General features: G+C 65.9%; 13 protein-coding genes. 7 read left to right on the plus strand and 6 right to left on the minus strand.

The window, feature by feature from the left end:
* The first annotated feature begins 138 nt into the window (after positions 1-138).
* Genes leuC through JQ573_RS25120 form a run of 6 tightly spaced genes read left to right on the plus strand, consistent with a single transcriptional unit; the run spans position 139 to position 6,100 of the window.
* Positions 139-1,545, plus strand: a complete 1,407-nt coding sequence (leuC, locus tag JQ573_RS25095; protein ID WP_212315739.1) for a 3-isopropylmalate dehydratase large subunit — start codon at positions 139-141, stop codon at positions 1,543-1,545.
* On the plus strand, positions 1,545-2,210 hold the full coding sequence (gene leuD, locus JQ573_RS25100; RefSeq protein ID WP_212315737.1) for a 3-isopropylmalate dehydratase small subunit: 666 nt from the start codon (positions 1,545-1,547) through the stop codon (positions 2,208-2,210). Before leuC ends, leuD begins: the two co-directional genes overlap by 1 nt.
* Complete coding sequence (gene leuB / locus JQ573_RS25105; RefSeq protein WP_212315736.1) at positions 2,207-3,340, plus strand: 3-isopropylmalate dehydrogenase; 1,134 nt, start codon at positions 2,207-2,209, stop codon at positions 3,338-3,340. The genes leuD and leuB overlap by 4 nt, the downstream gene beginning before the upstream one ends.
* Complete coding sequence (locus JQ573_RS25110; RefSeq protein WP_212315734.1) at positions 3,340-4,401, plus strand: ABC transporter substrate-binding protein; 1,062 nt, start codon at positions 3,340-3,342, stop codon at positions 4,399-4,401. The genes leuB and JQ573_RS25110 overlap by 1 nt, the downstream gene beginning before the upstream one ends.
* 23 nt (positions 4,402-4,424) lie before the next feature.
* Complete coding sequence (locus JQ573_RS25115; RefSeq protein ID WP_409334646.1) at positions 4,425-5,231, plus strand: ABC transporter ATP-binding protein; 807 nt, start codon at positions 4,425-4,427, stop codon at positions 5,229-5,231.
* On the plus strand, positions 5,228-6,100 hold the full coding sequence (locus JQ573_RS25120; protein WP_212315730.1) for an ABC transporter permease: 873 nt from the start codon (positions 5,228-5,230) through the stop codon (positions 6,098-6,100). The genes JQ573_RS25115 and JQ573_RS25120 overlap by 4 nt, the downstream gene beginning before the upstream one ends.
* Positions 6,101-6,191: 91 nt before the next feature.
* Here the strand turns inward: JQ573_RS25120 and JQ573_RS25125 are convergent, their stop codons facing one another.
* Complete coding sequence (locus JQ573_RS25125; RefSeq protein ID WP_212315728.1) at positions 6,192-6,398, minus strand: hypothetical protein; 207 nt, start codon at positions 6,396-6,398, stop codon at positions 6,192-6,194.
* A gap of 218 nt (positions 6,399-6,616) precedes the next feature.
* Between JQ573_RS25125 and JQ573_RS25130 the strand changes: the two genes are divergently transcribed.
* On the plus strand, positions 6,617-6,874 hold the full coding sequence (locus JQ573_RS25130) for a hypothetical protein (protein ID WP_212315726.1): 258 nt from the start codon (positions 6,617-6,619) through the stop codon (positions 6,872-6,874).
* Positions 6,875-6,954: 80 nt separating this feature from the next.
* On the opposite strand, the gene garD is transcribed toward JQ573_RS25130, so the two are convergent.
* From garD to JQ573_RS25155, 5 genes are all read right to left on the minus strand, one after another.
* Positions 6,955-8,493, minus strand: coding sequence for a galactarate dehydratase (gene garD / locus JQ573_RS25135; RefSeq protein ID WP_212315725.1), 1,539 nt, complete (start codon positions 8,491-8,493; stop codon positions 6,955-6,957).
* A gap of 105 nt (positions 8,494-8,598) precedes the next feature.
* Positions 8,599-10,047, minus strand: a complete 1,449-nt coding sequence (locus tag JQ573_RS25140; RefSeq protein ID WP_212315723.1) for an aldehyde dehydrogenase family protein — start codon at positions 10,045-10,047, stop codon at positions 8,599-8,601.
* A 17-nt stretch (positions 10,048-10,064) separates the two neighbouring features.
* On the minus strand, positions 10,065-11,420 hold the full coding sequence (gene gudD / locus JQ573_RS25145) for a glucarate dehydratase (RefSeq protein WP_212315721.1): 1,356 nt from the start codon (positions 11,418-11,420) through the stop codon (positions 10,065-10,067).
* A gap of 31 nt (positions 11,421-11,451) precedes the next feature.
* Positions 11,452-12,393, minus strand: coding sequence for a 5-dehydro-4-deoxyglucarate dehydratase (gene kdgD / locus JQ573_RS25150; RefSeq protein ID WP_212315719.1), 942 nt, complete (start codon positions 12,391-12,393; stop codon positions 11,452-11,454).
* A gap of 127 nt (positions 12,394-12,520) precedes the next feature.
* The gene (locus JQ573_RS25155; protein WP_212316442.1) at positions 12,521-13,426 is read right to left on the minus strand and encodes a LysR substrate-binding domain-containing protein; all 906 of its coding nucleotides are present in this window, start codon (positions 13,424-13,426) and stop codon (positions 12,521-12,523) included.
* Positions 13,427-13,505: the final 79 nt, after the last annotated feature.

Raw genomic sequence — 13,505 nt, forward strand, 5'->3', positions numbered from 1 at the left:
TCCGCGGCGGGTCAATGACCGCGCCTCCATCACATATGTGATGTTAGGGCAAAACCGCTTCACTTGACGACAACTTTGGCACAGATTGGCGTCAATAAGATCAAGCCGCATGGAAACGCAGAGAGCGGGGGAAGGCGGATGCCCGGACGAAGTTTGCTTGAGAAGATCTGGGACCAGCATGTCATTGCCCGCCTCAGCGAGGACACGGACCTCCTGCATATCGACCGCCATCTGCTGCACGATCTCGGCGGCTCGCGCGGCCTGCTCGATCTCAAGAGCCGTGGCCTCAAGGTTCACAATCCCGAACTGACGTTTGCGACGCCGGACCACGCGCTCTCCACGGCGCCCGGCCGCGCCGGAACCAGCAAGATCGGCATGGAATTGCTGGCCGCGCTGCGGACCGAGACGGCGGCGAGCGGCATCACGCTGTTCGATGTCGACCAGCCCGGCCAGGGCATCGTCCACGTCATCGGGCCGGAACTCGGCTTGAGCCTGCCGGGCGCGACGATCGTCTGCGGCGACAGCCACACCTGCACCCATGGCGGCCTCGGCGCGCTCGCTTTCGGCATCGGATCGAGCGAGCTCACCCATGTGCTGGCGACGCAGGCGCTGATCCAGCGCCGGCCGAAGACGATGCGCGCGCGCTTCGAGGGCAAGCTGCCGCTCGGCGTCACTGCCAAGGACATGATCCTCGCGCTGATCGGCCATATCGGCGCCGCCGGCGGCACCGGCTACGCGGTCGAATATGCCGGCAGTGCGATCCGTGCGCTGCCGATCGAAGGCCGGCTGACGATCTGCAACCTCTCGATCGAGCTCGGCGCCAAGATGGGCATGGTGGCGCCCGACGAGACAACATTCGAATTCCTGCGCGGCCGTCCCTATGCGCCGCAGGGCGAGATGTGGGATCTCGCGGTCAAGGCATGGCGCGAATTGCCGAGCGATCCCGATGCGGTGTTCGACCGCGAGGTCGTGATCGATGTCGAAAAGATCATCCCGCAGGTGACCTGGGGCATCAGCCCCGAGCATGTCGTCGGCGTCGATGGCCTCATTCCCGATCCGAAGTCGGTCGACGATCCCTTGCGGCGCGCCGCGATCGAGACCGCGCTCGAGTATATGGGCCTGCAGGGCGGCGCGCCGATCGCCGGCACGCCGGTCGACTGGGTGTTCATCGGCTCCTGCACCAACAGCCGGCTGAGCGATCTGCGCGCCGCGGCCGAGGTCGCGCGCGGCCGCAAGGTCGCCGCCGGCGTCCGCGCCTGGGTGGTGCCGGGCTCGGAAAATGTCAAGCGCGAGGCGGTCGCCGAAGGGCTCGACAAGATCTTCATCGACGCCGGCTTCGAGTGGCGCGAGCCGGGCTGCTCGATGTGCCTTGCCGCCAACGGCGAGGTGGTGGCGCCCGGACAGCGCTCGGTCTCGACCTCGAACCGCAATTTCGTCGGCCGGCAGGGGCCGCGGGCACGGACGCATCTGGCGAGCCCCGCGAGTGCGGCGGCCTCGGCCATTGCCGGCGCGATTGCCGATGTCAGGATGATGGGGCGCCAGTGATGCCGAAACCGTTCGACAAGCTCACCGCGACCGCTGCGCCGATCATGCGCGCCAATATCGATACCGACGTGATCATCCGGATCGAGCGCCTGGTCGGCAATTCGATCCGCGGCACGCTCGGCAAATGGGCGTTCGGCTCGCTGCGCTATCTGGCCGACGGCTCGGAGAATCCGGATTTCATCCTCAACCGCGAGCCGTATCGCGATGCTGAGATTTTGGTGACCGGACCGAACTTCGGCTGCGGCTCGTCGCGCGAGGGCGCGGTGTGGTCGCTGCAGGAGCGCGGCATCCGCGCCGTCATCGGCTCCGGCTTCGGCGACATCTTCTTCGCCAACTGCTTCCAGAACGGCATCCTGCCTGTCGTCGTCGACAAGGCCGTGGTGGATCAGCTTGCCGCCGACATCGAGGCGACGCAGGGCGCGGGCAAGGTCGCGATCGACCTCGAGGCCCAGACCATCGTCTCGCCGTCGGGCACGCGGCATTCGTTCGAGATCGATCCGCGGCGGCGCGAAGGGCTGCTGAAGGGCCTCGACGAGGTGGCGCTGACGTTGCAGCGCGACGACGAGATCCACGCCTTCCAGGCTGCCGACCGCACGGCGCGACCCTGGATTCATTTTCAGAGCACAACCGCTTCAAGGACACCCGTTTCAAGGACATCTGCATGAGCACGCAATCCAACATGGTCAAGGTCGCCGTCGTCGGCGGCGAGGGCATCGGCCCTGAAGTCACCGCGCAGTCGCGCCGCGTGCTCGAGTGGTTCGCGGCCAAACGGAACGTGCCGATGACCTTGCGCGAGGCGCAATACGGCCTGATCCCGTATCTGGCGACCGGCAAGGTGCTGCCGGAGGATACCGCGGAGGCGATGGACGAGGCCGACGCCATCCTGTGGGGCGCGACCGGCGGGCCGGAAACGACCGAAGTGCCGGCCGCGGCGCGCAAGGCCGGCAGCCTCTTGGGCCTGCGCAGCAAATACGATCTCTACGCCAATTTGAGGCCGATCGTGGCGAGCCCGGCGCTGTCGGCATCGGCGCCGCTCAAGCCCGAGGTGCTCGACGGCGTCGACTTCGTCATCATCCGCGAGTTGACCAGCGGCATCTATTTCGGGGAGCCGCGCGGCATCGAGACCTTACCGGATGGCCAGCGCCGCGGCTTCAACACCGAGCAGTACACGACGAACCAGATCCGCCGCGTGGCGCGCTCGGCGTTCGAGCTGGCGCGGACCCGGCGCAACAAGGTCTGCTCGGTCGACAAGGCCAACGTGCTGGAGACCAGCGTGGTCTGGCGCGAGGAGGTGATCAGGCTGCACAAGGAGGAGTTCTCCGACGTCGAGCTGACCCATCTCTATGTCGACAACGCCGCGATGCAGATCGTGCGCGAGCCGCGGCAATTCGACGTGATGGTGACGGGCAACATCTTCGGCGACATCCTGTCCGACTGTGCGGCGATGGCCTCGGGCTCGCTCGGCATGCTGCCGTCGGCCTCGCTCGGCCCGGTCGATCGCTTCGGCCGGCGCAAGGCGCTGTATGAGCCGGTGCATGGCAGCGCGCCCGATATCGCGGGCAAGGGCATCGCCAATCCGCTCGGCTCGATCCTCAGCGTCGCGATGCTGCTGCGCCTGACGCTGAATCGCCCTGAGGATGCCGACCTGCTGGAGCAGGCGGTGCACGCCGCGCTCGCGTCCGGCGCGCGCACCGCCGATATCGCCGAGGCCGGGGCGAAGAAGCTGTCGACCGCCCAGATGGGCGACGCGGTACTCAGCGCGCTCGACAAGATCTCAGCGAAGGAGCACGCGTGATGGCGCGCCTCACCACGCCCCACCCTTCAAGGCGATCGGCACTGACGGTGATCGCCGCGGGCGGTGCGGCGCTGGCGACCGGGCGTGGATGGGCGCAGGCGGCCACTGGCCGCGCGATCTATCCGGTCGCGGTGCCGGTCTATCAGACGCAATTTGTTGCGGACCGCATCGGCTACTTCAAGGAAGCCGGGCTCGACTGCAAGCTGGTGCAGGGCGGCAGCGGCGTGAAGACCCGCGAGATCATCGCCTCGTCGCAGGGCGACATCGGGATCGGCGACGTCACCCATCCGATGCAGCTGACCAATCACGGCCGCGCCGCGCGCGTGCTGCTGCCGGTCGACACACGGTCGAACTCGGTGATGTTCATCCTGCGCAAGGATCTGAAGGACCAGGGCATCAACACGCTGGAGGCCTTCACGCAATGGAAGCGGCCCGACGGCCGCAAGCCGATTGTCTCGGTCTCCTCGCTCGGCGGCACCAACCATGTCTGGGCATCCTACTACATGGAAACCATGGGGCTCGACGACAAGGTGACCTGGATCGGCACCGGCAATGTCGACACCATGCTGGGATCGCTGAAGTCGAAGCAGGTCGACATCCTCGTCAGCTCGCTGTCGCTACTGAACGAGGCGCAGCAGCAGGGCTGGGGCGAATTGCTGTTCGACGGCACCGACGAGGCGATCTGGAACAAGCATATCGGCGGCAAGGTACCGGTAACAGCGCATTTCACGCTGCAGGCCACCATCGACAAGGATCCGGCCAAGATGCAGGCCTATGTCACCGCGCTATGGCGCGCATCGCAATGGATCAAGACGCACAAGGCGGCCGAGGTCTATGATGCCATCGAGCCCTATGTCGGCAGCACCTCGCGCGATGCCAATCTGCTGGAGATATCAGCGATCCAGAAGGTCGCGGACTATGAGGGTATTGTCGACGCGGCGAGCTTCGCGCGCGGCGAAAAGGTCTGGTTCCGCGAGATGACCGGCATCAAGCCGCTCAAGATCGCCGACGTGGTCAACTCCAACCTCATCGACGCGGCGCGAAAGGCCTATCCGGGTTGAGCGCGCTCGAGACGAGCGCAACCTTGTCGCCGCGCGCCTCGGCCGACCGTCGCGTCGAGGCCAAGGGCCTGAGCAAGTCGTTCCAGCTTGCGAAGACCACGATCGAGGCGGTGCGCGATGTCTCTTTCGACGTCCGCCGCGGCGAGTTCGTCGCGCTGCTTGGGCCGTCGGGCTCCGGCAAGAGCACGGTGCTCAACATGATCGCCTCGCTGATCCGCCCCACCGGCGGCGAGATCCTGATCGACGGCAAGCGCGTCATTCCCGGCAAGGCGACGCCGAATGTCGGCTACGTCTTCCAGCGCGACACGCTGTTTCCCTGGCGGACCGTCGGCGACAACATCGGCTATGGGCTGGAACTATCAGGCGTACCGGCTCAGGAGCGGAAAGAGCGCATCGCGCAATGTGTCACGCAGGCAGGCTTGAAGGGATTCGAGAGCGCCTATCCGTCGGCGCTGTCGGGCGGCATGCGGCAGCGCGCGGCGCTGATGCGGACGTTGATCGTCGAGCCGCAGATCCTGCTGATGGACGAGCCGTTCGGCGCGCTCGACACTCACACCAAGATCGACATGCACGAGGTGCTGCTTCGGATCTGGGAGCGCGAGCAGCAGACCGTGCTGTTCGTGACCCACGATCTCGGCGAGGCGCTGACCTTGGCCGATCGCATCATCCTGTTCTCGGCGCGGCCGGGCCGCATCAAGGACATGTTCGCAGTCGACTTCGCGCGCCCGCGTGATGCGGTGAAGGTGCGTGAGACTCCGCGCTATGCCGAGCTGTTCCAGCACATCTGGCACTCGCTCGGTGAGGAATTCGTCAAGGGCCGCAGCGCATGAGGCGATACGGCATGCTCAGCACGATCGGCTGGCAGGTCCTGATCTGCGCCATCGTGCTGTCGGTCTGGCAATGGGGCTACGATCTTCGCACCAGGCTGCCGTGGCTGGTGCCCGACCTGCTCGATCCATACTTCATCTCGAAGCCGTCGATGATCTTCGACAACTTCTTGATCCAGAGCTGCCTGACGACCAAGCTCGGCGCGTTCAACGGCTGGTTCAACGGCGAGTTCGCAAAGTGCCTGGCGCGCAACGAGAACAATCTCTGGGCCGCGACGGCGATCACGCTGAAGAACACCTTCTTCGGCTTCGTCACCGGCGTGGTCAGCGGCTTCGTCGCCGGGCTGATCCTCGGGCGCTCCGACCGTCTCAGCGCGATCTTCCAGCCGTTCATTACGGCTGTGAATTCGATCCCGCGGATCGCGCTGGCGCCGATCATCGTGCTGGCGTTCGGGATCGGCGACATGTCGAAGATCGTCACCTCCTGGATCGTCGTGGTGTTCCTGGTGTTCTTCAACACTTTCGAGGGCGCGCGTTCGATCGACGAGGGCTTCACCAACGCGGCGCGGCTGCTTGGCGCCAGCGAGTGGCAGATCACCCGCACCGTGGTGATCCCCTCGACCATGGCCTGGGTGTTCGCTTCCCTGACGCCGGCGATCTCCTTCGCGCTGATCGGCGTGATCGTCGGCGAGTTCATCGGCGCCGAGCGTGGCATCGGCCGGCTCATCATCGAGTCCGAGGCGCGCGGCGAGGCCTCGGGCATGATGGTCGCGGTCGTGGTCTTGATGCTGGTCGGTGTCGTGCTGTCCGCGATCATCTGGCGGCTGCAGGCCTATCTTCTGCGCTGGCAGCGGCAGCGCAGCGCCGAGTAGGAAGCGGCCCGCGGCGACATCTCATTTGTCGCGCGCGGGCCATTTCCAGACATGGGATTTCCAGACCTTGGATTTCCAGACCTGGGCTGGCTCAAATTCGGGCTGCGGTTTCCGACGGAGCTGCGGCTGCGGTTTCCGACGACGAGGTTTCGCCGTCGAGCCAATCCTGCTCCTTGGCCAGCGCGCGCCAGGCCGCCTCCATGCGCTTGAAGCGATTGTAGGTCGGCTCGTCGTCGGCGCGCTCGGCAAGCTGCGCGCAATTCTCCGCATTGTCGAGGAAGTGCTGCGATTGTTTCATGGAACGTCCTCCTGTTGATGGGGACGTGGGCCATCAAATCAGGCTATTCAACGCGTGGAACATTAGCATTTCGCCACACAGGTGAATGCCTGTTCAGCGAGGTTCCCTGCGCGATGTTCCGCATTCGCGCGGGAGCCTCTGCAGCAGGTGCGACATAGGAACGGTTTGTCGCACCCGACGTTCCTCCTCCACATTGCCACTCGAGGAGGAGAGACGTCATGAGAAAGTATCTGTTTGCCGCTGCCATGGTGACCGCGATCGCTTCGCCCGCATTCGCCGATGAAATCGGTGTTCGTGCCGGTCCCGTCGGCGCCGGCGTCACGGTCGGCGAGTCGCATGAATATCGCGACCGGGATCGTGACCGCACCACGGTGATCAGGGAGCGTGAGCCGCGCAGTGATCGGACCACGGTGATCAAGAAGCAGGACGAGTTCGGCAATCGCAGCAAGACCGTCATTCATCACGACGACGATTGATCCTGACCAAGGCCACGAGATCGTCCGCCGCTGACCTCGTCACGGCGGACTTTCCATATGCAGGTTGGCCTGCGCTGCTGCTAGGTGACCGGCGCCGGGTTGAACAGCGTCAGATCGTTATGAATGCCCCAGCGGTCCGACCACGGCTTGGTCCGGCCGCTCGCGACGTCGAGGATCAGGCGGAACAGGTCCCAGCCGGTCTCCTCGATCGTCTTCTCGCCGGTCGCAATGCAGCCGGCGTCGAAATCGATCAGGTCCTTCCAGCGCCGCGCCAGCTCGCTGCGGGTCGCGACCTTGATGACGGGGGCTGCGGCAAGGCCATAGGGCGTGCCGCGGCCTGTCGTGAACACCTGCAAAGTCATGCCGGAGGCGAGCTGCAACGTGCCGCAGATGAAGTCGCTGGCCGGCGTCGCGGCGAACAGCATGCCCTTCTGCCGCGCCTTCTCGCCCGGCGACAGCACGCCCGCGATCGGGCCGGAGCCGGATTTCACGATCGAGCCCAGGGATTTCTCGACGATGTTGGCGAGCCCGCCCTTCTTGTTGCCCGGCGTCGTGTTGGCGCTGCGGTCGGCGCCGCCGCGGGCCAGATAGGCGTCATACCAGGCCATCTCGCGGATCAGCGCGCGGCCGACATCCTCGTTGACGGCGCGGCGGGTCAGCAGCTGGATCGCGTCGCGCACCTCGGTCACTTCCGAGAACATCACGGTCGCGCCAGCCCGCACCAAGAGGTCCGCGGCGAACCCGACCGCAGGATTTGCGGTGACGCCGGAGAACGCATCGCTGCCGCCGCATTGCAGGCCGATCACGAGATCGGCGGCCGGGCAGGTCTCGCGCGTGCGGGCGTTGAGCACCTTCAGCCGCGCCTCGGCCTGGGTCATGATGGCGTCGATGATGGCGCCGAAGCCGTCAAAGGCTTCGTCCTGCATCCGCACGATGGCGTCGCTGACGCCTTCCGGCACCAGCCGCTCCGGCGCGAGCTTCTCGCAGCCGAGGCCAATGACCAGGATCTCGCCGCCGAAATTCGGATTGAGCGCGAGGTTCTGCAGGGTGCGGATCGGCACAACGGCGTCGGGCGCCGTGATGGCGACGCCGCAGCCATAGGCATGCGTCAGCGGCACGACGTCGTCGACATTGGGATACTTCGGCAAGAGCTCGGCGCGGATGCGCTTGACTGCGTATTCCATCGTGCCCTTGACGCATTGCACGGAGGAGGAGATGCCGAGGATGTTCTTGGTGCCGACCGAGCCGTCGGGATTGCGAAAGCCTTCGAAGGTAAAACCTTCGAGCGGCGGCAGCACCGGCGGCACCGCGGTTGCGATCTCGAGCTGATCGAGCGGCGGCGCGTCGGGCATCCGGATGCGGGCCTCGTCGACCCATTCGCCGGCCAGGATCGGCGACAGCGCATGGCCGATCACCTCGCCATAGCGGATGATCGGCACGCCCTCGGCGATGTCTTCCAGCGCGGTCTTGTGGCCCTGCGGCACGAAGGCGCGCAGCGTCAGGCCACAGGCGAAACGCGAGCCGGCAGGCAAGCCGAAATCATTCGCGACGATCGCGACATTGTCGCGCGCGTTGAGCTTGATGTAGCGGGGCTCCTGCGCGCCGATCGACTGGTCCATGAGGGCTCCGGAAGTTTGTAGGGCGGGTTAGCCGAAGGCGCAACCCGCCATGTTTGATGTACGGTGCCGATGGTGGATTACGCTGACGCTAATCCGCCCTGAATCTCAGCCCGGGAACGTGTAGGCCGTCTTCACCGTGGTGTAGAACTCGCGGGCGTAGGCGCCCTGTTCGCGCGCGCCGTAGCTCGAGCCTTTGCGGCCGCCGAACGGCACGTGGTAATCGACGCCGGCGGTCGGCAGATTGACCATCACCATGCCGGCCTCGCTGTTGCGCTTGTAGTGCGAAGCGTATTTCAGGCTTGACGTGCAGATGCCCGAGGCGAGACCGAACTCGGTGTCGTTGGAGATCGCCAGCGCTTCCTCGTAATCCTTGGCGCGGATCACGCAGGCGACCGGGCCGAAAATCTCCTCACGGGCGATCCGCATCTGGTTGGTCGCCTCGGTGAACAGCGCGGGCTGCAGATAGAAGCCGGGCGTCTCGCGGTTCAGCAACTCGCCGCCCCAGTGCAGGCGGGCGCCTTCGTCCTGGCCGATCTTGATGTAGCGCAGGTCCTGGTCGAGCTGGCTCTGGTCGACGACAGGGCCGACATGCACGCCGCTCTTCAGCGCGTCATCCACCGAAAGGCCCTTCATCCGCTCGGTCATCGCGGCGACGAAGCGGTCGTGAATCCCCGCAGTGACGATCAGGCGCGAGGAGGCCGTGCAGCGCTGGCCGGTCGAGAAATAGGCGCCGTTGACGGCGACCTCGACCGCGACCTTGACGTCGGCGTCGTCGAGCACGACCAGCGGGTTCTTGCCGCCCATCTCGAGCTGGAACTTCTTCATCGGATTGGAGAGCACGCAGGCCTGCGCGATCTTGCGGCCGGTCTGCACCGAGCCGGTGAACGAGATTGCGGCAACATCGGGATGCTCGAGCAGGGTCTGGCCGACCACCGAGCCCGAACCGACCACGAGGTTGAACACGCCGGCCGGAATCCCGGAGCGCGCGATGATCTCGGACAGCGCGTGCGCGGAGCCCGGCACCAGCTCGGCCGGCTTGAACACCACCGTGTTGCCGTAGCAGAGCGCGGGCGCGATCTTCCAGGCCGGGATCGCGATCGGGAAATTCCACGGCGTGATCATGCCGATGACGCCGACCGGCTCGCGCGTGATCTCGACATCGAGACCGGGCCGCACCGATGCGCCCTTCTCGCCCATCAGCCGCAGCGCCTCGCCGGCGAAGAACGCAAAGATCTGCCCGGCGCGCGCCACCTCGCCGATGCCTTCCGGCAGCGTCTTGCCTTCCTCGCGCGCCAGCAGGCGGCCCAGCTCTTCCTTGCGGGCGAGGATTTCGACGGAGACTTTGGTCAGTGCGTCAAAGCGCTCCTGCGGCGTCGAGCGCGCCCAGGCCGGGAAGGCGGCCTTCGCGGCGGCGATCGCCTTTTCGGTCTGCGCCTTGTCGGCCTTGGCGTATTCGCCGACCACGTCGGCCGTGTTGGAGGGGTTGATGTCCTGCGTAATGCCCGTTCCGTCGACCCATTCGCCGGCGATGAAGTTCTTCTGGTGAGCGGTCATGTTTCCAACCTTTCTTGTTAGCGCACGAGGCAGGGACGCTTGTCGTCGAAGGTCCAGCCGGGGATCAGGAACTGCATGGCCAGCGCATCGTCGCGGGCGCCGAGGCCATGCTGCTTGTATAGCGCGTTCGCCGCCTCGATGGCAGCGCGATCGAGCTCGATGCCGAGGCCCGGCCGATCCGGGATCGCGATCTTGCCGCCCTTGATCTGCAGCGGCTCCTTGGTCAACGCCTGGCCGTCCTGCCAGATCCAGTGAGTGTCGATCGCGGTCACCTTGCCGGGCGCCGCGGCGCCGACATGGGTGAACATCGCGAGCGAAATGTCGAAATGATTGTTGGAGTGCGAGCCCCAGGTCAGGCCGTTGTCGCGGCAGGTCTGCGCCACCCGCACCGAGCCCTGCATGGTCCAGAAATGCGGATCGGCCAGCGGAATGTCGACGGCGCCGAGCCGCAGCGCGTGGGAGAGCTGACGCCAGTCGGTCGCGATCATGTTGGTCGCGGTCGGCAGTCCCGTCGCGCGGCGGAACTCGGCCATGATCTCGCGGCCGGAGAAGCCGGCCTCGGCGCCGCAGGGATCCTCCGCATAGGCAAGCACGCCATGCATGTTGCTGCAAAGCCGGATCGCCTCATCGAGCGACCAGGCGCCGTTCGGGTCGAGCGTGGCGCGGGCCTTCGGAAAGCGCTTGGCGATCGCGGTGACGGCCTCGATCTCTTCTTCGCCCTTGAGCACGCCGCCCTTGAGCTTGAAATCGGCAAAGCCGTAATGCGCCTGCGTCGCCTCGGCGAGGCGCACGATCGCCTCCGGCGTCATCGCTGCCTGATGGCGCAGGTTGAACCAGTCCGCCTTGCCGGTCTCACCCTCGACGTAAGGAAGGCTGGTCTTCCTGCGGTCGCCGACGAAGAAGAGATAGCCGAGGGTCTCGACGCTCGTGCGCTGCTGGCCTTCGCCGAGCAGCGCTGCGACCGGAAGATTGAGATGCTGGCCGAGCAGATCGAGCAGCGCGGATTCCACCGCGGTAACTGCATGGATGGTAACGCGCAGGTCGAAAGTCTGCTTGCCGCGGCCGCCGGCGTCGCGGTCGGCGAAGGTCCGGCGCATCGACGCCAGGATGTTGTTGCAGGCGCCGATGCTCTGGCCGACGACGAGGTCGCGGGCGTCCTCGAGCGTCTTGCGGATCTTCTCGCCGCCCGGCACCTCGCCGACGCCGGTGTGGCCGGAATTGTCGGTGAGGACCACGAGGTTGCGGGTGAAGAACGGCGCATGTGCGCCGCTCAGATTGAGGAGCATGCCGTCGCGGCCGGCGACCGGGATCACCTCCATCGCCGTGACGACGGGGGCGCCGGCAAAGCCGGTGCGGATCGTGTCTTGAATCATCTGCTCCTCCCTTGGTCGTTGGCCGTTCGGCTTATTCCGCCGCCTGCTGGGTCGCGGCCTGCGGCAGCTTAGCCACCAGCGCCGCGAGCTCGGCGATCTCCTGCTCGGTGAGATCGGTGAGCGGCGGCCGCACCGGGCCGGAATGGCGGCCGATCACCTTCATGCCGGCCTTGATGATCGACACCGCATAGCCCTTCTTGCGGTTGCGTATCGCGATCAGCGGCAGGATGAAATCCTTCAAGCCTGCATGGATGGTCTGATGATCGCGCCGGCGTACTGCCGCGTAGAACCTGATCGCGAATTCCGGCACGAAGTTGAACACCGCCGACGAATAGGTGGTCACGCCCATGTCGAGATAGGGCAGCGCGAAGGTCTCTGCCGTCGGCAGGCCGCCGATATAGGTCAGGCGGTCGCCGAGCCTGGTGTAGACGCGGGTCATCAGCTCGATGTCGCCGATGCCGTCCTTGTAGCCGACGAGGTTCGGGCAGCGCTCGCAGAGGCGCGCCAGCGTATCGGGCTGCAGGATCGCATTGTCGCGGTTGTAGACGATGACGCCGATCTTGACCGACGAACACACCGCCTCGACATGGGCGGCGAGGCCGTCCTGCTCGGCATGGGTGAGATAGGGCGGCAGCAGCAAGAGGCCATCGGCGCCGGCCTTTTCGGCGCCAACCGCGATCTCGCGCGCGATTGCGGTGCCGTAGCCGGTGCCGGCCAGCACGGGAACGCGGCCCTTGGTCTCTTCGACCGCGATCTTCACGACGTGCGGAACTTCAGACGGCGTCAGCGAGAAGAACTCGCCGGTGCCCCCGGCGGCGAACAGGCCGGCGACGTCATAGCCGCACAGCCAGTCCATGTTGGCGCGATAGGTCACCTCGTCGAACGAATAGTCCGGCTTGAACGGGGTCACGGGAAACGACAGGAGGCCGCCACCGATTCTCGCGGCCATTTCCTGAGGGGTCATCTTGCTCATGGCGCCACTCCTTGAATGATGTTGGGATCAGGGATGCGCGAGCAGCGCGCGTCCATGGCCGAATTCTTAGGGAATGCTTCGATGCGCGTCCAAGCCAAACGCGGTATCGAGCGATGCACAATCTGCATCAATCGCCGCGCAGATGCGGCGCGGCGATTTCGGTTGCGATCTCGATCAAGGACGGCAGCAACTGGTTCTCGTGATCGCGCCGCCACACCATGAACAGCTCGACCGGCACCGGCGTGCGCAGCTTCAGTGGCTTCAACTTGACGTCCGCGATCTTCAGGCTGGCGGCGGCCTCCGGCACGATCGCGATGCCGAGCCCGGCGCGCACCATCGCGAGGATCGAGTGGATCTGGCTGAGATGCTGCATATAGCGCGGCAGCACGTCGGCGCGCGTGAACAGCGACACCAGCAGATCGTGGAAGTAGCGCGCCTCATAGGGCGAATACATCACGAAGGGCTGGTCGTCGAAATCCTTGATGCTGACGGTCTCGGCCGTGGCCAGCGGATGCTTCTTCGGGATCGCGGCGAGCAGCGGCTCGGCCACAACGCGCCGGCTGGCGAATTCCGGCCGCGCGATCGGCGGGCGCAGCAGGCCGGCATCGATCTGGCCTGTGGTGAGCGCCTCGAACTGGTCGCCGGACACCATCTCCTTCAGGGAAAAATCGACTTCGGGCAGGCGGGAACGGGCGGCCGCGATCAGATCGGGCAGGAAGCCGTAGGCAGCGGCGGCCGTGAAGCCGATCTTGAGCGAGCCGGTCTTGCCGAGCGCGATGCGGCGGGCGACTTGCGCAGCGGATTCAGCGAGCTTGAGGATGCGCCGCGCCTCGGGCAGGAAGCTGCGCCCCGCCGGGGTCAGCCGCACCGAACGGCTGGTGCGCTCCAGCAGCGGCGCGTCGATGATGTGCTCGAGCACCTGGATCTGCCGACTGAGCGGCGGCTGTGTCATGTTGAGCCGCGCCGCGGCGCGGCCGAAGTGCAATTCCTCGGCCACCGTGACGAAACAGCGGAGCTGGTTCAGGTCGAACATCGATGCTAGCCTGGAATGGATCGCGCGAGGATTTGTACGTTCTAGCATCGATGCCTCCCACTGGCCAAGAAGACAAACA

The sequence above is a fragment of the Bradyrhizobium sp. AUGA SZCCT0105 genome, from assembly GCF_018129565.1.
In the GTDB taxonomy this organism is placed as follows: domain Bacteria; phylum Pseudomonadota; class Alphaproteobacteria; order Rhizobiales; family Xanthobacteraceae; genus Bradyrhizobium.

Excerpts from the sequence above, each read along its gene's own strand:
- JQ573_RS25120 (WP_212315730.1), top strand. The coding sequence starts at position 5,228 with ATGAGGCGATACGGCATGCTCAGCACGATCGGCTGGCAGGTCCTGATC.
- leuB (WP_212315736.1), top strand. The coding sequence starts at position 2,207 with ATGAGCACGCAATCCAACATGGTCAAGGTCGCCGTCGTCGGCGGCGAG.
- leuD (WP_212315737.1), top strand. The coding sequence starts at position 1,545 with ATGCCGAAACCGTTCGACAAGCTCACCGCGACCGCTGCGCCGATCATG.
- JQ573_RS25130 (WP_212315726.1), top strand. The coding sequence starts at position 6,617 with ATGAGAAAGTATCTGTTTGCCGCTGCCATGGTGACCGCGATCGCTTCG.
- garD (WP_212315725.1), bottom strand. The coding sequence starts at position 8,493 with ATGGACCAGTCGATCGGCGCGCAGGAGCCCCGCTACATCAAGCTCAAC.
- gudD (WP_212315721.1), bottom strand. The coding sequence starts at position 11,420 with ATGATTCAAGACACGATCCGCACCGGCTTTGCCGGCGCCCCCGTCGTC.
- JQ573_RS25125 (WP_212315728.1), bottom strand. The coding sequence starts at position 6,398 with ATGAAACAATCGCAGCACTTCCTCGACAATGCGGAGAATTGCGCGCAG.
- JQ573_RS25155 (WP_212316442.1), bottom strand. The coding sequence starts at position 13,426 with ATGTTCGACCTGAACCAGCTCCGCTGTTTCGTCACGGTGGCCGAGGAA.
- JQ573_RS25140 (WP_212315723.1), bottom strand. The coding sequence starts at position 10,047 with ATGACCGCTCACCAGAAGAACTTCATCGCCGGCGAATGGGTCGACGGA.
- leuC (WP_212315739.1), top strand. The coding sequence starts at position 139 with ATGCCCGGACGAAGTTTGCTTGAGAAGATCTGGGACCAGCATGTCATT.
- JQ573_RS25110 (WP_212315734.1), top strand. The coding sequence starts at position 3,340 with ATGGCGCGCCTCACCACGCCCCACCCTTCAAGGCGATCGGCACTGACG.
- kdgD (WP_212315719.1), bottom strand. The coding sequence starts at position 12,393 with ATGAGCAAGATGACCCCTCAGGAAATGGCCGCGAGAATCGGTGGCGGC.